Here is a 21,776-nt window from a genome sequence, read left to right as displayed (position 1 = left end):
ATATTCATACACTCTAACGAAGTTAGCCAATTTTTCCCACAAAACAATCCATTCTATTTATCATTTACCTCTTTTTTTAACGGGGTGTTCATCCAATAGTCCAGGGTCTGTGTAGATGCACTAAAATGGCCATGTCTTAAAGACAAAAACTTATCAATAAAAGTTGCGGAAGTCTCTTTAGGCTGTGTATGAACCTCCTGTACAAACAACTCCCGGTATTGTTTATATTTTAATAACGTTTGCTCTCCTAATACACGGCCTTCTATATCCGTTACATTTGAAATCAAAAGACTTAATCTATCCCCAATGGCACTTGTGATAATTGGCGGATCGGAATCTTTGAAATCTAACAACAACTTTATTTTCCTTTTATCCGAAGGATCTAATATAACATCCCTTATGGCTATTTTTTTATTATCAATTTTAACCTCATAGTTAGACAACGCCCCGGCCTGATCTTCGGAATACGGATTATTAAATGCAATTTGTAAATACTCTCTGTAAGGGTTATACGCCACCTCACTTATTCCAAAATCTTCCGGGTCCGGCGCTTTAAACGTATTATTAAAGGAAATATAATTTAAATACATGAGTCCGTGCTGTTCCTTGTATTCCACATGAATATTGCAAATGTGTTCTTTTCCTTTTTTTAAAAACAAGGCATAGTCCAGTTTATGTATGGCAAACGTGTTCCTGTTAATGAATAACTGACCGGTAACCAGATACTCTGTACTTGTAACCGGCTTCAGTTTAAAATCTATGACATACAGATTGTCATCATTCATTTGAATGACTTCCGTTAATTTAAAGTCATGATTCTTGATGAAATCCTTTTCCATAACATACATAAAAGAGTAGGCCGAATGTTTATAGTTCCTAATGGCATCATGCGTCATCAAAATGGTTAATTCATTGCCGCCACTGGGGTGGATGATGGCATTTGGTATAAATTTTCTATTGGTATTGTCATAATTAATTTCCAATGACGGTTCCCTGTTAAAATCGCTGTTAGTTTTATAGTCTAACAGACGTATGTTACTATCCGAACGGTCATAGGTATCAAAACCGTTATCATGTATTTCAACGATGGCCTCATTCAGATTAATATATGTATCTGACTGTTTCTGATAGTCACGATAATAAGCCGTATAAGAAAAAGGAACCCTGGAGTAATTAAACGGTATTTGTTGTATGGCCTTCCTTACTATTTTTCTAACAGACAACCGTTTTTTTGCAGCCGTAACAACCACTTCATCCAATAATGAAATAGCCACTTTCAAGGGGATGGTATTTAGGCTATCCTGTTTTAATGTTTTTAGATCTACCTGTTTGGTCTCATAACCAATACAGGAGATCATTAAGGCCTCATACCGATCCGCTACAGTTTTAGGTATTGAAAAACCGCCCTGTTCATCTGCTACAACCCCTTTTGAAGCGTCTTTCAATAATACAGTTGCAAAAGCAATGCCCTGACCTGTTTTTGAATCGATTATACTTCCGTAAATAAAATCAGCGGACTGGGCATGTACCGAATAGGCCAAAAGCAGTGATAAAATGGAGGCGGCGTATATTTTTTGCATATTCTAATTTAGGACATTTTTCGTGCCAGACCAAGTAAGTTTTTTAATGAAAGGACTACCAAGCATAACGTATTTCTTGTTGTTACTTAAGAAATACGTTATGAGATCCTGAAACGAGTTCAGGATGACAGAAACATTAGTGCTATATTTGGTTTATGCAATTCAACCTCCCGGTTTTAAAACTCTATAAAACACCTTTATTGCTAACATTGGTTAGTTGTGTGCTTTATGCGGTTTTTGCTTATGATCTGGAACGTACACAATACGTGAAGCTGGTCAGCCTTTATACGGCATTATTTGGGTTGTTTTACTGGCTACTGAGAAGCTACAAAAACAACTTTAAATTATTAACGGCTATTGCGTTTTTGTTTAGAGCTGTGCTTCTTTTGGCTATTCCCAATTTGTCTCAGGATTTTTACCGGTTTATCTGGGATGGCCGTATGATCCTGGAAGGGTTTAATCCGTATGTATACACCGTAACCGCTTTTATAGAACAAGGCGATTTTCCTGTGGCGCAAGCCCGGGAGTTGTATCACGGTATGGGCACCTTAAATGCCGGTCATTATACCAATTATCCGCCCATCAATCAATTGTGTTTTATCATAGCGGGGTTGTTGGCCGGAAAGAGCATTTTAGGGTCGGCCGTAGTGCTACGTGTGCTCATCATTGCCGCCGACTTCGGTACCCTCTATTTTGGCAAAAGACTTTTGGAACGGTTAAAGCTTCCTGTGCATAATATCTTTTGGTACGTTTTAAACCCGTTTATCATTATAGAACTCACCGGCAACCTGCATTTTGAAGGTGTTATGATCTTCTTTTTGGTGTGGAGCTTGTATTTGTTGCATAAAGGGAAATGGTATTGGGCTGCGGTGGTTCTGGCGTTGTCCGTTTCAACCAAGTTGATACCGCTTATCTTTTTGCCGTTGTTTTTGCAGTGGTTCACTAAACGTAACGTCATTGCGAACAGCGTGAAGCAATCTGTTTCAAATAATGAGATTGCTTCGTCTCAAGTTCCTCGCAATGACAGAAGAGATTCTTCGCTGGCGCTCAGAATGACAAGGTTAATAGATTTTTTCATTAAAAAAGGGGGATCTCGGAATAACACCTCAGGGTCTGCTCAGGGTGACAAAGAACATAACTTGTCCGGTCGAGCGCAGTCGAGACCTTCCGGTGATGCCAAAGCAAGTGATGAGATGCTGAAACGCACTTCGGGTGCCTCAGTAACCGTTCAGCATGACAAAGCGGGTGAGATTGCTTCGTCTCAGGTTCCTCGCAATGACGGAAGAGATTCTTCGCCGGCGCTCAGAATGACAAAGCTAATTGGGTTTTATGCTATTGTGGGTGGTGTTACGCTTTTACTTTTTGCGCCGTTCTTTTCAACGCAGTTTATTGAAAACTATGCAGAAACGGTGGCGCTTTGGTTTCAGTATTTTGAATTTAATGCCAGCCTCTACTATGTAGCCCGTGAGATAGGCTACACCTTTAGAGGTTATAACGAAATTGCCATTATCGGAAGCTATATTCCCTATGTAGTGATTGCTTTCGTGCTTATCCTAAGCTTTTTCAGGAAGAACAGGTCTATGGCCCAACTTATAACCGCAATGCTGCTAGCGTTGAGTTTTTACTACTTTACGGCTACTACCGTCCATCCTTGGTATGTGGCAACACTGTTAGCTTTATCCGTTTTCACGAGGTACAAATTCCCTTTGGTATGGAGTTTTGTGATCATTTTAAGTTACCTGGCCTATATACAGGCCGGAACGTCTCAGAAATCTGAAAACCTCCTGATCATTGCCATAGAATACCTGGTGGTATATGGTGTGTTCTTTTGGGATATTTTTAGAAAGAAATCTAAAGCAGTGTAAGCGAATCTATTCTGTAAATAGCCCGGTCCAGGTCGTCAAAAACTTCGGAATAAGAAAGTTTAAAGGCTTTGTCTATAAAAGACGCGTCTTCTTTTAAGTTGTACTTGTACAACGCTTTGGGATGCACTTCTTCAAAGGTAAGCTCATCACCATTGTCAAACCAAAATGTATAGTAGCCATCCTGGTACGACTTAAAAATCGCGGTTCTCATTTAAAATACAGGATCAATATTAATCTTCATCATTGAAATTAGCATCGGGAGCAGGTGGCGGCGTATCGGCACTTGTATCACTTTCATCACCAAAATCCATCATGGCGTTTGCCAAATGCGTTCCAACTTTAACCAGGTATATGGTATCCTCGGTCCTAACTTCTACAGCTTCAATCAAATCGTTATGGGCATTTCTAAAAGAGATAATATCTCTATCGCCATAACCATCCGGAAACTTTTCCACAAGAAGATTCAGGATATCCTGATTCAATTTTTGGTAATCTACAATTTTACGTATCATTTTAATTTTTTTTTGGGGTTATTTTTAAAACAAATACTAAAACATAGGTTCAATTTAAAAAATATTTCTGAAAAAATACACATAAAATTTCAGTCGGTATAATTTAAATAAACACTGCTACAAATGAAATACAAAAAAGTAAATGCCGGTATTATGTAATCGTTAACTTTAAAGGGATAACTAATAACATATCGATAATTTAACACAAGTTCGACCTAAATAACGACACAACTTTAAATTACAAAAACTGAAATTCAATTACTTGTCATTTCGACAGAGCGAGGAACGAGTGACGAGAAATCTCAAAAGCTATGCTTTATAGCTTCAAACAAAATATGTTTTGTTTTCGATAGTATCCGGAATGACACCTATATCTAACTTGTAGGATGTTTAAAGCATTTTTAACATACTAAGCTCTTCCTTAGACAGGTGTTTCCAATGTCCGCGTGGAATATCCTTTTTGGTAAGGTGGGCAATGGCTACACAGTCTATACTGAGGATATCATAATTAAAATGCTCAAAAATGGTTCGGATAATGGTATTCCCTGTATTCTTTATTTTGAGCCCGATCTCTTTTTTTGTAGCCCCTTCTATATAACTTATTTCTTCTACCGTTATTAACTTGTCCTGGATCTTAAAGCCGTTCTGGATCTTCTTCAGATCTTCCAGCTTCAGGTTTTTATCCAGTTCAATATGAAATAAACGAGGCACGCCTCTTTTGGAGTTCTTGAATTTATTTTCAATCTCAGTATCGTTAGTAAACAATAACAGGCCTTTTGAGTTTCTGCCTAAACGTCCAATGGGTTTTATTCGCGAAGCTGTGGCATTGGCAACCAGGTCCATAACGGTACGTCCTTTACCCTCGCTGGTAGTGGTGGCGAAGCCTTTGGGCTTGTTTAAAAGCACATAGGCTTTTTGTTCGGGGTTGATCCTGGAACCGTCATAACGCACCTCATCCCCGGGTTTTACTTTATAGCCCATTTCGGTAACTACTTTACCGTTTACCGACACTAAGCCTGTGGCTATATGCACATCGGCCTCACGACGCGAGCAAATACCGGAATTAGCAATGTATTTATTCAAACGAATCTCATTAGAGTTTCCTTTATTTGCTGATGCCTTTGGTTGCTCATTAGGCTTTGAATGACTCTTGTTGAATCGTTTTCCTTGTGGTTTTCCGCCGCGTTGCCTGTTCATGGTTCTGATTTTTGGCAAAAGTACATGATTTTTTTCATTCTAAAATTTATAACACACCCCTGACTCCCCTCTTACTAGAGGGGACACTCATACCCCATTTTTTAAAGCAACTGTTTCCCTCCTAACAAGGAGGGATTAAGGGAGGTGTAAAATTGTTCTCTTCAAATTTAAAAATATAATCCTCAATGGCCCGAATCACATTATCAATATCATTCATAACCTGATAATCTGAAAAACGTAAAACTGTAATTTCAAGTTCGTTTAGGCGTTTTGTCTTTTTAACGTCTTTCTCATAAACCTCTAATATCTCATGAGAGTATCCGTCACACTCAATAGCTAACTGAAGTTTATTACAAAAGAAATCCACAATATATTCATCAATTGGCTTTTGTCTATGAAAATCATAACCATGCATTTGATTCCTTCTTAAATAAGTCCAAAGTTTTATTTCTGACTTTGTTGCATTATTTCGAAGTTGCCTGGCTAGTTCTTTTAATTTAGGATTGTAATAGATCTTCATTTTGTAAATTTAAAAACACACCCCTTACTCCCCTCTTACTAGAGGGGACACTCATACCCCATTTTTTAAAGCAACAGTTCCCCTCCTAAGCTTGTGCTGAGCTTAGTGGAAGTAAAGGAGGTCCCGATAGCTATCGGGATAAGAGCGATGTAAAACAATAATTATACTCTACCCGTTAAAATCTACGGTGGATTGTCGTGCTCTGTTTACGGTTAACTTGGTAACATCCGGCCTGGAATAATGCCCAACGGGATCAAAATTTTGCCGTTCCTCCAGGACGCGACTAAAATCTATAGTCTCAACAATCAATCCGGCCTGGTGTAAAACCGGTTCTATGATCCATTCGCCATTAGGTCCGGCTATACAGCTGCCGCCATTAGCCAAAACATCCGGGGCATTTTCCAATATTTTATCTAAATGAGGTGTGTTGTTCGGGAAATCTGCCCTGGTCATTAAACTGCTCACCGAAATGACATAAGAGCGTGACTCCCTGGCAATAAATCGTGTAATATCCTTTGTATTATGGTCGCCACCTGGCCATACGGCAATATGTAAGTTCTCACCTAAACCGTAAAGTGCTGCTCTGGGTAAAGGCATCCAGTTTTCCCAACAATTCAAGCCGCCTACCGTAAAATCCTTTAACGGATGGACCTGTAACCCATTGCCATCCCCCGGAGCCCATGTTAAACGTTCATCATAGGTAGGTTGCAACTTACGATGCACCGATTGTATCATCCCTTCCTGGTCTATATACACCAAAGATGCATAAACACTATGACCACCCCTGTCTAATGGCCGCTCAATGATGCCCAAATAGACGGCCATTTTATGTTGCTTAGCTAATTTACAAACCGGTTCCAGATCGCCTTTTTCAATGGTGACGGCATTTTTCACATAATGCGCATGCAGTTCCTTGTTAACTTTCTTATCCCATTCGGCTCCGCCCGTCAAGGCTAACCAAAACGGATACCCGGGAAGCAACCCTTCGCCAAAAACTATTAATTCCGAGCCTTCTTTAGAAGCCTCTGTAATAGCGTTTTCAACTTTTTTCAGCGTCGCCTGTTTATTCAACCAGACCGGAGCGATCTGAGCCAAAGCCACTTTTAATAAGTTATTCATATCAAATTCTATTTAAAATCACACTCACATCAATAAGTAAAATACTAAAAACACCGGCCAGTATAATAAACTTTAAAATGTTGTGTAATATAAGATAATGAGTCTTGGTTTTTGACCGCCACAGGATCATTAAAAATACAAATAACAGCACTGTACTTAAATAAAAGAACAGGTACATATGCCCTATTTGATACCGGAAGAGCAGTAGGTAAGTTGGAATCAGCGTTAGTACTGAAAGTATTGAAAGCATCATTTTGGAAGCTCTTTCACCATAGGCTATAGGTATGGTTTGATAATTAAGGGCCAGATCGCCCTTAATATTCTCCAGGTCTTTGGTGAGTTCACGCATGGATATGATCAAAAACAAATAAGTGGCATGTACAAAAATGACGGTCTCGAAGTTCTTATAATACATAAAAATGGCGAAAAACGGCGTGATGGTCAGTGTAGCCGACGTCAAGTTCCCTATAAAGGGTAGCCTTTTGAGTTTATGGGAATAGAACCATATACCGAAAATATAAAACGAAAAGAACACCACGGCTCTAAACGACACATAACTAGCCATGATCACCGCTAAAAAATTAAGCACAAAGTAAAAGGACAGTTTGGTGTTTTGACTTACCAACCTGTCTAACCTTGATTTTATGGGCCGGTTGATCAGGTCTTTCTCGGAATCGTAAAAATTGTTAATGATATAACCTCCTGCAATCGTGGCTGCCGACGCTAACACCAACATGAGTAAATTGAGATCGAAAACCACATGGCTTAGTGGTTTGTCAGGAGCCATAATGTAAATGGCTGCTAAATATTGGGCTACAACAATGACTAAAATGTTGTAACCTCTAACCACAGAAAACATACTAAAAAATTTTAGAAGGATATGTTTCTGTCGTCTTGAAAGCATAAAAAATATGATGAGATCCTGAAACAAGTTCAGGATGACAATAAACTGTCTAGAAGTTATAAACCACTTCCAATTTATAGTTGGAAAGTGCCTGTTTTGCTTTTTGGATATCCTCGGTAAAACCAAGAATGTAACCACCGCCTCCGGAACCACATAGTTTTAAGTAGTAATCGTTAGTTTCAATACCGCGTTTCCAAAGGTCATGAAATTGCTTTGGGATCATAGGCTTAAAATGATTCAATACTACTTTTGACAACTGCTTGGTATTAGTGAATAACGATTTAATATCGCCTTTCAAGAAATCCTCAACACAAGCATCGGTATGTTTTATGAATTGGTCCTTAAGCATGTTACGGAATCCTTCCTGCTTCATGTTTTCCATAAAAATGCTGATCATGGGGGCCGTTTCTCCAATAATCCCGCTATCTAATAAAAATACGGCACCTTTACCTTCGGTCTTTTGCGACGGAATGCCGGTAGCCTCAATATTATCTTTTGAGTTAATAAGAATCGGAATGCTCAAATAACTGTTTAACGGATCTAAACCGGATGATTTTCCATGGAAAAAGGATTCCATAGCTGAAAAAATAGATTTGAGCCTTAACAGTTTATCACGTGTTAAATTTTCAAGGACTGTAATTTTATCCTGAGCATATTTATCATAAATAGCTGCTACCAAAGCACCGCTACTACCTACGCCATAACCTTGCGGAATGGAAGAATCGAAATACATACCTGCTTCCACATGGGTCTTCAAAGAGGCTAGATCGAAAGTAACCAAATCGGCATCAATGGTTTCCAAATAGGCTGTAAACTTCCTTAGACCTTCATTGGATCTAATAGCTTCTTCAGAAGGGTTTTCATCTGTTTTTAAAGCACCGTTATAAAAACTATAGGGAATGGACAAGCCTTTGGAATCTTTGATAATACCATACTCTCCAAAGAGCAATATTTTAGAATAAAAAAGTGGTCCTTTCATTATTTGAATTAATAATTAATAGTGAAAAATTAATAATTACTATTTAGAGATTTCAGTAACACTCATTAATAATTTTCAACATTTCACCGGCTTGATTTGGGTTTATAAATTATTTTGTTTAACTAAATTAAAAAATATTTAAACAAAATGCAAGCTTTTTTATCATTCTTTATTGAATAATCAATAATTACTGTTTTGACGATTTAACAATACTTACTAAAAGCTTCAACATTTCGTTAGACTTTGGTTTATACTTTTGAAATTGGTCTTCATCAATAAAATCCGTTGCTCTTAACAAATCCAACCAATAATCCGTTTCGTTTGCTTCTTTCAAACTTATAGACATTTTGTTGGTAAAATCCGCTTTACTCTGGGCAAATTCAGCTTCCCGAACATTTGCTCCAATGGACGTCCCGGATTTCAATAATTGCTTTGACATGACAAACTCTTTTTTATCGTATGCCAATTCCTTATATAGATTTACAATGTCTACTGCAAACTTAAAACTTTTGTCTTTGATGATATTTTGTTTCATAAAATCAGAATTAATGTTAAACTCAAGTAAGTTACATTTAATTCTTCATTATTAACTATTCATTCTTCATTAACCGTGCACCAAAGCCAATTTGGTCACAAATATACTGTCCATTTTGACAATGTGCAACTAATTCATTTTTAATGAATTCACAGACTTGTTCACATTCAGCCTCCGGATACAGCACATGTACATTGGCCCCGGCATCCAGTGTAAAGCATACTTTGGAGCCTGTCTCCTGCCTGAACACCCAAATTTTATTGATGATCTCCAAAGTATTTGGTTTCATTAAAATAAAATACGGCATACTGGCCATCATCATGGCATGCAGGGTTAGCGCTTCACTTTCAACAATACTAATAAATGTATCCAAATCGCCTGCCTTAAATACGTTTATTAGGGTTGAAAGGTTGTCATGTGCCTGTTTAAAACGCTCTTCAGCAAACGGGTGGTTATGCATCAAACCATGTCCCACCGTACTGCTTACTTGTTTTTCGCCTTTGTCAACCAATAAAATAGTATCCTGATAATTCTTGAAATTTTTATGCACTTCAAAAGGATACTTAACTCCAAATAAATCCGAACTTCCTTGTATATCCTGATGTTCGCCCCAAACTACCAAATCTCCTTCTATACTACGGCAGGCACTACCAGATCCCAAGCGGGCTAAAAAGGAGGCTTTTTTAATGAAATAAGATTCTTCGGCTTCGCTCAGAATGACATTGGCACCAATTAATTCCTTCTCAATACTCATTAAACATAAGGCCAAAGCACTCATTCCTGAGGCAGATGAGGCTATCCCGGAACTGTGCGGAAACGTATTAGCCGTTTCAATCACAAAATGATAATCCCTTAAAAAAGGCACATAGGCTTCAATACGTTTAAAGAACGTTTCAATTTTTGGTTTGAAACTATCTTTTTTATCGCCATCTAAAAACACCTCAAACGAAAAGTCATCTGCATGGTCTTTTTTTGAGTACCGCAGCGTCGTGACCGTTTTACAGTTATCAAGCGTAAAACTTATGGATGAGTTGGCAGGAATCTGATTGTCCTTTTTTCCCCAATATTTTACTAAGGCTATGTTGCTAGGTGAAGACCAGGTATGACTCCCACTGTCTATTTGGGAATATTGGTCAAGGACAAAATCTGTTTCTGTCATGTAACTGTTTTGGAGAGGCAAAGATACTAATTTCACCAAATTTTGTATCTTGTAGTGTAAAACTTTCAAGTATAATCTAATTAACACTTCAAAAAATGAAAAGAGTAATTTTAACCCTACTTATGCTAGCTCTAATTTACACGTCACATGCACAAGATGACAAAACAAGTACGGATTCATCCCCTAATAATTGGCATTTTGCTATTAAAGGAGGGCTTAACTATTCAACCAGAGCCGGTATAGATGCTCCGGGAGGTGGTTATCTTACAGATTTTCATATAGGCAGTATTATTGAGATTCCTACAGCTTTGGACTTTAAAATTCAAGCTGAGCCGCAAATCTCAAGAGTAGGTGAAACAAGAAGCGGTTCTACATCACACCGTATGACGTTTCTCAGTATTCCTGTTTTGGCAACAGTTTACAGTGTTGATAATTTTAGCTTTGAAGCAGGTCCTAAGTTTTCTTTCCTGGTAGATGAGCGTCAAAAAACCTCTTCAAGTGGAAATGACTTAGCAAAAACAAACAGGGTAAAAACATTGACTTTTGGTTTAACAGCAGGAGCCAGTTATGCTATAGATAACAATTGGGTAGGTCAATTTAGATTTAACTATACGCCTTCAGACATTATTAAAAATAATGCAGGAGATACAGAAGGGACGTCCATAGTTTTATTTCAGTTAGCTATTGGTTATTGGTTGAACTGATCAAGTCTTAGACATCTCCACAAGCTTTACCATGGTTTTATAATTTCTGGCTGTTGCCGTGGTTTTTAATTTTCGCTCAAAGAAATTGTTGCAGAATTTAGCTTTACCATAGCCTATGTCACAATAAAAATAGATGCATTTAGGAGTGATGACAAACTCCTCGTTCGGGTATGTTTTCTTTGAAGCTTCTTCAACCAGGCCTTTATCCGGTGTGGTATACAGCATGGTAAAATAGCTGTTTTCTTTTTTCTCCTGCGGAAACGGACAATCCCCGAATATTTGCTTTAGATCCTTAGGCGTCAATACCAACACGGGCACCTCAAATCCAAAATGTGATTTGATGGCGCTATGCATTTTTAAGGCTAAGGCGCCTTTATCAGTTTCAGAAGATTGAAAGACCACATTGCCGCTTTGAATATAGGTTTGCACCTTTTTAAAACCTGATTTAGCCAGCAATTCACGCAATTCCGCCATAGGGATCTTCTTTTGTCCGCTAACATTAATGCCTCTTAAAAGTGCTATATAAGTATTCATTTGTTCTATTTCAGCTTTTTAGTTTAACACACCCCTCACTCCCCTCTTGGTAGAGGGGACACTCAGACTCAAAATATTTTCATCAATGAAAACAAAATTTTGTCCCAAAAAATACAAAATTCATGTACTTTTAACATTAAAAATCTGCTATATGTTTAAACTTAGCTTCGTTTTTCTGGTGGTATTATCCGTATCCTGTCAGACAGGAAACTTAACGGTACTTGCTGACCTCCCCAACACTTTAAACGAAGTTTCGGGAACGGAAACAACCATCCACACTGATCTGATCTGGACGCTAAATGATAGCGGTAACAAACCCCGTTTATATGCTCTGGACCAGAAAGGTAAAATCATTAAAGAAGTAAAAATAAACGCCAAAAACCGCGACTGGGAAGATCTGACCTCTGACGCTGAAGGCAATCTTTATATTGGTGATTTTGGTAGTAACGCCAACAAAAGAGACAATTTGGCCATCCTGAAGGTTAGCAAAGACTCCTTAGAACTAGATACCAAAATTGGTATTGAACCTATTTCTTTTAAGTTTGAAGATCAACACAAATTTCCGCCAAAAAAGAAAAACATGTACTTTGATTGCGAAGCGTTTTTTCATTTTAACGATAGCCTTTATTTGTTTACAAAAAGCCGCGTAAAAGGTGATTTCGGTAAAACCAACCTTTATAAATTACCTGCTAAAAAGGGCAAACATGTAGCAACATTTGTTGGTTCTTTCAGTACCTGTGATGACGCGCACTGCTGGATCACTTCGGCTGATATAAGTGACAACGGTAAAAAAGTGGTGTTGCTAACACCCAAAGCTGCCTGGGTATTTAGCAATTTTGATGGCGATGATTTCTTTAATGGTACCGTAACAGAAATCCCTTTCGACTATATCTCTCAAAAAGAAGGGGTTTGTTTTAAAGATAATAATACATTACTCATCACTGATGAGAAAGCGCATGGACAGGGTGGGAATTTGTATAAGATTGAAATTCCTAAACCGTAAGACCGCCATGCACCTCTATGACATGCAGAATGTCCTTCTTTTGTAACACACCGGATTGTCGCCATTTTGGAACCCCGTCTACAAATAAGGTCATGGTGGGTACACTTCGCACCTGATATTTTACTGCCAACTCATGGTTTTTATCAATGTCGATCTTAACGATTTTAACTGCATCTCCCAGTTCATCTTTCACCTCTTTTAAAATGGGCATAAGCGCCTGACAAGGGCCGCACCAGGTAGCAAAAAAATCTACAAGTACTATGTTATTCGAATTTATGATGTCTTTGAAACTGCTTTTCATTTATTCTATATTTTACAACCTAATAGACGGGAAATAGCCGATATAATTACAGAATTAGAGGTAAGGGCTCCTCCCTTTTGTAAAGGGAGGTGGATTCCGATGATAATCGGGATCCGGAGGGTTAGACAGAGCAAGAAAAAGATAAAAACTCCTCTTTCTTCCAGTTTAATTTGGAAACTGAAATTCATTCTCCTCTTAAATTTAAGAGGAGCGTTAAAAACGGATCTATTTTTAAGGCTTTCCAATTAACACGGCTTATCGAAATGCTCCGGGTGTACATATGAGTATCAAAACCCAAAGCCCAGTCTAAAGGCCAAACGCAAGCCGTCATCACTATTAAAAGCTGAAATGTTCAGTGTACTCATTTCTGCTAAATTGGCAAAAATACCACCGCCAATGGAGGTGTTCCAATCATCCGAATTATAACCGGCTACTGAAACCAGATCGTCATCCACCCAAACTTTGCCCAGGTCGAAACCACCATATATACCAATATTTAGCGGTAATAATCCGGTTTTAACCTTACGCAGGTTCAAGCGCAGGTCTGTCGTCTGTATAAAGGCAGTCTTTCCGGTAAAGCGTTCATGCCTGTAACCCCGCAATCCATTCCTGGCGCCTATACTGGCAGCCTGGTAAAATTCAAAATCATCGCCAAAATTAAAATGGCCCCTGGATTTGGTTGCGAACACCAATTGACCGCTGGGGGTCAGTTTATAATCCAAACTCAACTCAGGGATCAAATATCCAAAGCCTTTGGAGGTACTTACATTGTTTTTATAGCCGGCCTCTAATGCCAAATGCATACCCATAGTCGGGAAAGCCGCATTATCGGTATTGGCATATTCATATTTTGCACTGACTCCGTAAAAATCCTGTTTGTCAAACACCGAAACCGGTAATACATCAGGCATAACTACAAACCGTCCTGAAGTCCTGTCTACCTCATTACTTTCATAAGACACGCCTATAGAAAAACTGGCTCCCAATTCACCTCTCCAAACCAAAGCCGGCGACACTTTAAAGGTTCTGATCTTTACCCGGTTATAGTCTAAATCCACATCTAAACCATCATCTTCATCTGCTTCGGGATTTGGGGTACTGTTTCCAAATCCAAAAAAGTTAACCGCGTAATTAGGACTTGTAAATTGTGCATCAAAAGCTAAATTCCATGTCCCCATGACGTTGGCAAACTCTGCTCTATACCCCAATTCAAAACCATTGGTTGCGAAGTAATAAGCTCCTGAAATGGTATGCTGTGAACTAAACGGATTACGTTCAAAACCATAATTGGTAAAGGTATCCACAAAGCCTATTTTAAGCCCGTCATCCGGATTGGCCCCAATAGACGGGATCAATTGATTGGAACTGTTCTTTAGTTTTTTATGATCATAAACATTGGTTTCGTAGTCGTCTGTTAACTTTTTATTGACACCTTCAGTAGTAAAGGTATTGGGTTTCGATCTATGGTCATAAACCTTTACCCCGGTTTTGTTCTCCATAGTATAGGTATCGTTATTCTGACCACCTACAAGCCTTACTTTGATGTGGTTGTCTCCGGTTCCAAAAACCCTGAACACATCGTCATCATCTAATCCATACACCCAAATTTCCCTGGTATGTTCATTATTATAAGTACGCTCATGGAACACATCTGCTTTTTCCCCTCCTTTAATCCTATAGGCGGTTACTTTTGTTTTTCCGTTAGGCAATCGCTCTATATCAAACCAATCATCTTTATTAGTTCCTTTGATAACTGCGAACTTATTAATATGATAATAATAGCTATCTGATATTTGCTGCAAATTGGCTCGCCTGCCAATAAGTTTTTGTTTAATGGTTTGGATGGTATTTTGATTGACCTCTGGCGGAAAATGAGTGAATGCTTTATCAATAACGTCATCCGTTAAATTAGCTACGATATGGTTTACCTCTTCATCCCAAACAGGTTTATCGGATACATTGATCAAAGCCATATCTAAAGGATAGGGTTCTAAATTAAACCACTTAGGACTATTCAGTTCCTCGTCATAGGATTGCATTAAACGAAGTGCCGGAACCACGGTGGTTCCAAATCCGAGTAATGCACCATCCGCCATAATAGAAAAAGCCTGGTCTCTATCACGAGGCATGGGACGATAAACCGTTTTACCTTTTTCCTTAAACTTTGCCCAACGCCATTGATCCTCGTGCCTGTCCCAATCACCGATCAGCATATCGAACAAACGGGCTCGGATATAAGCACGTTCGTCTAAAACAATATCCTCGTCTTTGTGCAATTGCTTCAGTAAATCGTCTGTACTGATCAACTTATCTGAAAAACCGAAACTCTTTTTATCACCGTGTCCGTCGGCCGCTCGTTCTTCTATCATGTACAGTTCATTTCCAAACTCCTCATTGAACTGTTTTAAAGCATTTTGTTTTGGCACATAATACATGACCGGATTGGTATGAAATACGCCTACTGCATCGGATAAGGTTGCAATGGTAAACGGTGCATACGGATGCGATCCTGTGAACACATCAAGCAGCAACCCTTCGGTATAAGTTTCATCAAACTGGCCTTCAATGTATTGATCTTTAAACGCCACGGCCTGTAAATATTGCACCGCGTTTTTTCTGAGTGCCCGCATGACATACTCTCTACCGTCTTTATCTTCTAATCGCAAGGATTTGGACTGATGCCCGCCACCTTTTCTAACAGGGGTTAAGCCACCAAACAAGGTATCTAAATTTACCGTTGGTGCTTTCACCGGCGTACTGAAATCTTCACGATAGCGGTCTCCCCAAAAAGTTTTATAAAGTCTGCCTTTGGTAGTTTCTTCTACCGTATAAATAGAAGCTGTCTTTTCTTTCGGAAATACTTTTGGATAATTGGTTCCCTGATGTATTTTATCTTTTGGAAGTACCTGGGTTTGATAAACGATTTTGTTATCCTCAGCTGAATAAAACCGTACATAAGACGATCCGTCTTTTAAAATATCTAAACGCGCATATCCCGGAGTTCCATAGGAAAACAGTCCACCACCAACATTTCTTGTTGGGTTGGTTTTGGATCCCGAACCACTGATAATTTGCGGTAGATTATCCTGAACAATGTACTGCAAATTATGATCGTGCCCCGATACAAAAATGGTTTTATCGTTTTCCTGAGCGAGCGTTATAATACGTTTTCTAAAGTCATTATATCGACTGTTTTCAATGTCGACCGTAGTAACACCACCAGCTTCTCTAATAATATTTTTCAGGGTTCCTAATACGGGAAGCGGACTCATATGACTTCCAAAAGAATACTGTCCCCCATGGGAGCCATTTGTAAACATGGGATGGTGTACTGCTACAATAGTAGTTTTCCCCCTGGCCTTTTTTATCTCACCTTCCAGTTCATCAAAGAACTTAGTCCGCGTCTTGATATCACAATCATCATTAATGGTCGGGTGTTTATCCCAATTGGTTAAATACCATTCGGAATCAATAATCAGCAAAACAATCTCATCAGAGATCTTAACTTTTTCCAACGGACAGCCATTTTCCGGTAAAAAAGTATTTTTTCCTAATTTATCTTCAACATATTTCTCTTGTCGTTTGAGCCCTTTTAATCCGTTGCTATACCAGTCATGGTTTCCGGGAATAAAAATAGCATCTCCTTTAAAATCTTTGACAACATCTGTCTGTACATTGAGTTGATGCTCTGCAAAAGCCCTGCTTTCTTCTCCTTTAGAAGGCAATCCCTTCGGATAAATATTATCTCCTAAAAATAAAGTAGTACTTTGTTTTGAAGCGTTTTGCAAGTCTTTTTCAAAAGCCTGTAAGGCATCCGATTTGGTTCCGATAGGAGAGTTACCACCATCACCAATTAGGTAAAAGGAATGCACAATAGCTTCTTCCTGAAAACTTCCTGATATAACCTCACCTTTATACTGAGGTTGGTAAGTGGCACAGGCATTTAAAAGTACAACGCCTGTAAAAACTAAGGCCGTTCTTAAACGAATTTTCATTTTGGCTGGATTAATTCTTAAATATAAATATAATCAATTTAATCTTGTAATACCTCCGTTTGAAAAACCACTTCACTTGCTAAAGTTTTGTGCACCGGGCACCGGGAAGCTATTTCACTTAACCGTTTCTTTTGTTGCTCATCTAAATCACCCACAAACCTGAGCTTTTTACTTATATGATCTAAATACTTTGGTGCGTCAACCACAAGCCCCAGGTCATCACTATGTTTTCTGGAGTGGGTAACATAGACAAAAACTTCCTGTAAATCCCATTGTTTCCTTTGGGCATACAGTTTTAAAGTCATAGCCGTACATGCCACCAAACCGGCATTCAGATACTCATAAGGCGAAGGACCAAAATCATCTCCTCCAACACTTATCGGTTCATCAGCAATCATACTATGGTTTTTGGTTTGAATGGACGTAGTAAAATTATCTTCCTTTATATTTAAATGGCCCACCAGTTGTTCACCATTAATCTCTAGCATCTTGTTCTCCTGCGGTTTAAAATAACGTTGCACCCAGGTACCAATAACATTGCCAACATAATTACTATCGTTTGAATCCGACAGCAAGTGGTCTGCATTATCAAGTGTTACAAAACTCTTGGGATGATGCGCATTGTGATATAGTTGTTCCGCATTTTTTATCCCTACTATGGTATCTACGGGTGAATGCATAATCAGTAAGGGCTTCCTTAATTTTTTAACAAGGGCCGGCAAATCGGTTTTATCAAAGTCTGCTATAAATTCCGGATTTACTTTAAATGGACGCCCGCCAATATTGACTTGGGTCAATTCATTGTCCTTTACGCTATCGATATCATGTGAAAACAGGTGCTTAACATGGCTGACCGTTGCCGGCGCTCCGATGGTTGCCACAGCCTTAACATGGTCTAATTGATTTGCAGCTGCCAACACGGCCGCACCACCAAGGGAATGGCCTACAAAAAGAGCCGGTGCCTCGTAATTCCTTTCCATAAACTTGCTTACCGAAATTAAATCCTGAACATTGGCAGAAAAATGACTATCCGCAAACGCTCCTTCACTCCTGCCCAATCCCGTAAAATCAAAGCGAAGTACACCAAACCCATGATTGGTTAAAGCTCTACTAATATTCTTTACCGCACTTAATGTACTTGAACAAGTAAAGCAATGTGCGAAAACCGCAAAATGATTAGGTTTCTGATTTGCAGGTAGCTCCAAATATGCTTGTAATTTGTGGCCCGCTTTATTTTCTATAGAAAGTTTTGTGCTTTTCATTTTTCAAGATGGTTTAATTTTTCTTTTAAGACCAGTTTAGAATATTGGCTTAATAATAGTTTGAGTTTCGGATTTATAAATGTCTCGCAAAAGGGTTTGTCAGGGTTCTTATAATAATAATTCGTTATTTGTTCACGAGATGGTTTGAAGCTCACAAAAGGTAACACCCCCGTGACAATCTTATTTTCAAAACTCTTTTGCTGCTTTTCTATAGCCAGCTTAACTTCCTTTTCCTGAGCTTCTGAAAATATATAAACTGCTGAACGATATTTATCTCTAAACGAGTGATTGCTGGTACTTTTATGCGTGTGCAAATGAATTTCCACAAGTGTTTCCATTTGAATGTCCTTCGGATCGTAATGAACCATCACAGCTTCTGAAAAAGATTCATTTTCGTCAGTGTAAGACACATAACCCTGTTCTACTTTCTTCACGCCTTTAAGCGATTGAAAAACAGCTTCGGTGCACCAATGGCAACCACCACCTAAAGCTATTTTTTGCAAATTAGAGTTCATCTCAGTTTATTGATCCACTTATCTAAATCTTTATCCGATGGATTCCTTAACTTTTTATTGTCAATAGTGATCGTTGGAAAATTAAGTTTTCCATTAGTATAGAGGCTACGAAGTTCTTTGGCAGCTATAGGATCTGTTTCAACATCAAGAAACATGTAATTTAAATTACGTGTTTCTAGAAATGTTTTATAATATCTTGTTTTATGACACCTTTCGGCTCCATATAATTTAATGTCCATTAGGCGTTAATTCCTGCATATTTAATGCCTGTCAATCGGTGCATGTCGTAATCAAAAGTCGACAAGTCTTCGTGCTTAAATTTTCCAATATCATCATACCCGCAAGCCCTGGCCACTACTTTTATTAAATCGTTTGAGGCATGAAAAAAGTTAAAGAGTTGTTTTGCTGATGATTCAATGATCAGCCGCTGCCGTAACGATTCTTTTTGCGTTGCAATGCCTACGGGACAGTTATTGGTGCCACAGGCTCGCATCCCCAGGCAGCCTATAGCCTGCAAAGCTGAATTGGAGACAGCAATAGCATCGGCCCCCAGCATTAAGGCTTTGGCAAAATCTTCAGCAACCCTCAAACCTCCGGTGATAATCAGGGTAACATGACTTGCTCCTACCTTATCCAAATAGGTTCTTGCCCTGACCAAAGCCGGAATTGTAGGGACATTTATATGATCTCTCAGAATGGTTGGTGCAGAACCTGTGCCGCCGCCACGGCCATCTAAAATGATATAATCCACTCCTACATCCAGTGCAAACCGGATATCCGCTTCAATATGACTTGCCGCTATTTTAAACCCGATAGGAATGCCACCGGTGCGTTCTCTTACTTTATTCGCAAATTCTTTAAAATCAGCTACCGTATGGAAATTTGGATTTGCCGCCGGTGAAATAGCCGTTTCACCTTCATTCAAACCACGTACTTCAGCAATCTCTTTAGTAACTTTCTTCCCAGGAAGATGACCTCCTGTTCCGGTTTTAGCACCCTGTCCCCCCTTAAAATGGAAGGCTTGTACATGATCCAGTTTATCCCAGCTAAAACCAAACTGTGCCGAAGCCAATTCATAAAAATATTTTGAGTTATTGGCTTGCTCTTCCGGTAACATACCTCCTTCTCCTGAGCATATGCCTGTCCCTGCCATTTCGGCTCCTTTTGACAAGGCTATTTTAGCTTCCCTGGAGAGTGCCCCAAAACTCATATCACTTACAAAAACAGGGATATCAATAGTCAAAGGTTTTTTTGCCGAAGGCCCAATAACCACTTTTGTAGCAACCTCCTCATGATCTAACAACGGTCTTGTGGCCAACTGTGCCGGCAAAAACTGCATATCATTCCATGTTGGCAAGGTATTTCTATCAACACCCATAGACGCAGAAAAACCATGGTGCCCAATATTTTTCAATCCGTTTTTCGCCAACTCTTTTATGTAACCGGTATACGGTTCGGTAGCTTCGGGGTGCGTATCTGCATAATCCCCCAAATATTCATCCCTGTTGAATGGTTGCGGATGCTCTTTTTCAAAAGCCGCAATTTCATTTTCATCAATCAGTAACGCATCACCTTCCGTATAGGCTGTAAACTTATGCAGCTTTTCTTCATTGTTGTATTCGCTAACCCCAGTATCGTAGCGATAATCCCAGTGGTGTACACCACAAATAAGGTTATTCCCTTCAATAAAGCCATCTGAAAGCAAAGCCCCTCTATGGTGGCATCTTCCGTACAACACCGAGATACCTGACTCGTGTTTAATAATGACCAAATCGGTATTACTTACCAAAGCATGGGCAGGTTCCTTATCCCGTAACTCTGAAATTTTGGCGATCGCTGTTTTTGACATCTTTTGCGGATTATTGGTTAGTGTTTTAATTTTTCGGCATAAAGCTTTCTGAACTTCGCCAGCTTAGGCGTTATCACAAAATTGCAATACCCTTGCTCTGTATTATTTCTGTAGTAGTCCTGGTGATAGTCCTCGGCCTCGTAAAAAACATCTAAGGGACTGATCTCTGTGACCACAGGGTTTTCATAATATGGAGCTACTTCTTTCACGACGGTTTCAGCTATGGCTTTTTGATCATCATCATGATAATAAATCACCGAACGGTATTGCGTCCCCTGATCTGCCCCTTGTCGGTTTAAAGTAGTAGGATCATGAGTGGTCATAAAAATGATCAAAATATCTTCATACGAGATCACCTCAGCGTCAAATGTTAGCTGGACAACTTCGGCATGCCCTGTTAAACCGGAACACACTTCCCTGTAGGTTGGTTTTCCCGGAGCATTCCCTCCGGAATATCCGGACACCACTTTTTCAACGCCTTTTACTTCCTGAAAAATAGCCTCGGTACACCAAAAACAACCACCTCCAAAGGTGGCTAATTGTGAATTTTTATTATCCATTTTTTTATTTACATTTTCAGACCTGCCAGGTTTTAAAAACCTGGCAGGTCTTTTCGAAATCCACCTTCCGTTAAAAGGAAAGGAACTTATTTACTTTAATTATCTTTTTCTAACTCCAATGATTCCGAATTAATACAATAACGTAATCCGCTGGGCTCCGGCCCGTCAGGGAATACATGGCCTAAATGCGCATCGCAGGTATTACACATGACCTCAACACGTACCATCCCGAAAGAGTCATCTCTTTCATATTTAATAGCATTGTCTTTTATGGGTTGTGTAAAACTGGGCCACCCGGTACCGGAACTAAACTTTATTGTAGAATCAAACAAGGGGGCATGGCAGCACACGCAATTATATTTTCCTTCGTCATAAGTACTGCAAAGGGCTCCACTATGAGGTCTTTCCGTGCCTTTTTGCCTTGTAATCCTGTACTGCTCCGGAGTTAATTGGGCTCGCCATTCCTCTGCTGTTTTTTCAACACGAATGTCAGGATCTAAATTTCCGTTTACGGAGAAATTAATAACATCTTTCCAGGTTATCATTTAAAATGTTCCTTTCCTTAATTTTTGGTTTTTGCTTTACAATAGGTCGATGTACTATTCGTTTTCTTACAAGCCCCACACGCTGTGCCGGTTGAAAGTAATACTTAAATTTACGACAAATAATATCAATTATATACT

Annotated in this window: 22 protein-coding genes; 3 read left to right on the top strand and 19 right to left on the bottom strand. The window is 39.0% G+C overall.

The window, feature by feature from the left end; all coding sequences use genetic code 11:
• Positions 1-53 precede the first annotated feature (53 nt).
• Positions 54-1,580, bottom strand: a complete 1,527-nt coding sequence (locus Q0983_RS19985; RefSeq protein ID WP_299556940.1) for a carboxypeptidase-like regulatory domain-containing protein — start codon at positions 1,578-1,580, stop codon at positions 54-56.
• 155 nt (positions 1,581-1,735) lie between these two features.
• Between Q0983_RS19985 and Q0983_RS19980 the strand changes: the two genes are divergently transcribed.
• Positions 1,736-3,445, top strand: coding sequence for a hypothetical protein (locus Q0983_RS19980; protein WP_299556938.1), 1,710 nt, complete (start codon positions 1,736-1,738; stop codon positions 3,443-3,445).
• On the opposite strand, the gene Q0983_RS19975 is transcribed toward Q0983_RS19980, so the two are convergent.
• From Q0983_RS19975 to Q0983_RS19935, 9 genes are all read right to left on the bottom strand, one after another.
• On the bottom strand, positions 3,432-3,656 hold the full coding sequence (locus Q0983_RS19975) for a hypothetical protein (protein ID WP_299556935.1): 225 nt from the start codon (positions 3,654-3,656) through the stop codon (positions 3,432-3,434). The genes Q0983_RS19980 and Q0983_RS19975 overlap by 14 nt on opposite strands.
• A 19-nt stretch (positions 3,657-3,675) precedes the next feature.
• Positions 3,676-3,957 (bottom strand): hypothetical protein, encoded by a 282-nt coding sequence (locus Q0983_RS19970; RefSeq protein ID WP_299556933.1) that lies wholly within the window; start codon positions 3,955-3,957, stop codon positions 3,676-3,678.
• 390 nt (positions 3,958-4,347) lie between these two features.
• On the bottom strand, positions 4,348-5,154 hold the full coding sequence (locus Q0983_RS19965; protein ID WP_299556931.1) for a pseudouridine synthase: 807 nt from the start codon (positions 5,152-5,154) through the stop codon (positions 4,348-4,350).
• 121 nt (positions 5,155-5,275) lie between these two features.
• A complete protein-coding gene (locus Q0983_RS19960; RefSeq protein WP_299556929.1) occupies positions 5,276-5,674 on the bottom strand; it encodes an endonuclease domain-containing protein in 399 nt (132 codons plus the stop codon).
• A gap of 168 nt (positions 5,675-5,842) precedes the next feature.
• The gene (locus Q0983_RS19955) at positions 5,843-6,793 is read right to left on the bottom strand and encodes a carbon-nitrogen hydrolase family protein (protein WP_299556927.1); all 951 of its coding nucleotides are present in this window, start codon (positions 6,791-6,793) and stop codon (positions 5,843-5,845) included.
• A gap of 1 nt (position 6,794) precedes the next feature.
• The gene (locus Q0983_RS19950) at positions 6,795-7,697 is read right to left on the bottom strand and encodes a geranylgeranylglycerol-phosphate geranylgeranyltransferase (protein WP_299556925.1); all 903 of its coding nucleotides are present in this window, start codon (positions 7,695-7,697) and stop codon (positions 6,795-6,797) included.
• A gap of 49 nt (positions 7,698-7,746) precedes the next feature.
• Positions 7,747-8,676: a mevalonate kinase gene (locus Q0983_RS19945; RefSeq protein ID WP_299556923.1), complete on the bottom strand. Its 930-nt coding sequence runs from the start codon at positions 8,674-8,676 to the stop codon at positions 7,747-7,749.
• A gap of 187 nt (positions 8,677-8,863) precedes the next feature.
• A complete protein-coding gene (locus Q0983_RS19940; protein ID WP_299556921.1) occupies positions 8,864-9,211 on the bottom strand; it encodes a four helix bundle protein in 348 nt (115 codons plus the stop codon).
• A gap of 55 nt (positions 9,212-9,266) precedes the next feature.
• Complete coding sequence (locus tag Q0983_RS19935) at positions 9,267-10,370, bottom strand: diphosphomevalonate decarboxylase (protein ID WP_299556919.1); 1,104 nt, start codon at positions 10,368-10,370, stop codon at positions 9,267-9,269.
• A gap of 95 nt (positions 10,371-10,465) precedes the next feature.
• Here Q0983_RS19935 and Q0983_RS19930 point away from each other — a divergent pair, with 95 nt between their 5' ends.
• Positions 10,466-11,074, top strand: coding sequence for a porin family protein (locus Q0983_RS19930; RefSeq protein WP_299556917.1), 609 nt, complete (start codon positions 10,466-10,468; stop codon positions 11,072-11,074).
• Here Q0983_RS19930 and Q0983_RS19925 read toward each other — a convergent pair whose 3' ends face one another.
• Positions 11,075-11,608 carry a DUF1697 domain-containing protein gene (locus Q0983_RS19925; protein ID WP_299556915.1) on the bottom strand — a complete coding sequence of 178 codons (534 nt, stop codon included), beginning with the start codon at positions 11,606-11,608 and terminating at the stop codon, positions 11,075-11,077. It abuts the gene before it with no gap.
• Positions 11,609-11,759: 151 nt separating this feature from the next.
• Between Q0983_RS19925 and Q0983_RS19920 the strand changes: the two genes are divergently transcribed.
• Positions 11,760-12,611, top strand: a complete 852-nt coding sequence (locus Q0983_RS19920) for a hypothetical protein (protein ID WP_299556913.1) — start codon at positions 11,760-11,762, stop codon at positions 12,609-12,611.
• Here the strand turns inward: Q0983_RS19920 and trxA are convergent.
• The 8 genes from trxA to msrB form a co-directional block, all read right to left on the bottom strand.
• Positions 12,601-12,912, bottom strand: a complete 312-nt coding sequence (trxA, locus tag Q0983_RS19915) for a thioredoxin (protein WP_299556911.1) — start codon at positions 12,910-12,912, stop codon at positions 12,601-12,603. The genes Q0983_RS19920 and trxA overlap by 11 nt on opposite strands.
• A 287-nt stretch (positions 12,913-13,199) precedes the next feature.
• Positions 13,200-16,907: a metallophosphoesterase gene (locus Q0983_RS19910; protein WP_299556909.1), complete on the bottom strand. Its 3,708-nt coding sequence runs from the start codon at positions 16,905-16,907 to the stop codon at positions 13,200-13,202.
• A gap of 38 nt (positions 16,908-16,945) precedes the next feature.
• Entirely contained in the window at positions 16,946-18,169 is a 1,224-nt protein-coding gene (locus Q0983_RS19905; protein WP_299556907.1) for a bifunctional alpha/beta hydrolase/OsmC family protein, read from the bottom strand.
• Positions 18,166-18,684 (bottom strand): peptide-methionine (S)-S-oxide reductase, encoded by a 519-nt coding sequence (locus Q0983_RS19900; RefSeq protein WP_299556905.1) that lies wholly within the window; start codon positions 18,682-18,684, stop codon positions 18,166-18,168. The genes Q0983_RS19905 and Q0983_RS19900 overlap by 4 nt, the downstream gene beginning before the upstream one ends.
• Positions 18,681-18,923, bottom strand: coding sequence for a glutaredoxin domain-containing protein (locus Q0983_RS19895; RefSeq protein ID WP_299556903.1), 243 nt, complete (start codon positions 18,921-18,923; stop codon positions 18,681-18,683). Before Q0983_RS19895 ends, Q0983_RS19900 begins: the two co-directional genes overlap by 4 nt.
• Complete coding sequence (locus tag Q0983_RS19890; RefSeq protein ID WP_299556901.1) at positions 18,923-20,533, bottom strand: glutamate synthase-related protein; 1,611 nt, start codon at positions 20,531-20,533, stop codon at positions 18,923-18,925. Before Q0983_RS19890 ends, Q0983_RS19895 begins: the two co-directional genes overlap by 1 nt.
• A 17-nt stretch (positions 20,534-20,550) precedes the next feature.
• Positions 20,551-21,093, bottom strand: coding sequence for a peptide-methionine (S)-S-oxide reductase MsrA (gene msrA / locus Q0983_RS19885; RefSeq protein WP_299556899.1), 543 nt, complete (start codon positions 21,091-21,093; stop codon positions 20,551-20,553).
• 95 nt (positions 21,094-21,188) lie between these two features.
• Positions 21,189-21,638 carry a peptide-methionine (R)-S-oxide reductase MsrB gene (gene msrB, locus Q0983_RS19880; RefSeq protein WP_299556897.1) on the bottom strand — a complete coding sequence of 150 codons (450 nt, stop codon included), beginning with the start codon at positions 21,636-21,638 and terminating at the stop codon, positions 21,189-21,191.
• Positions 21,639-21,776: the final 138 nt, after the last annotated feature.

The organism is Seonamhaeicola sp. (assembly GCF_028281565.1).
In the GTDB taxonomy this organism is placed as follows: Bacteria; Bacteroidota; Bacteroidia; order Flavobacteriales; family Flavobacteriaceae; genus Seonamhaeicola.
The sequence above is the reverse complement of the archived record's forward strand: the minus strand, read 5'-3'. Positions and strand labels throughout refer to the sequence as shown.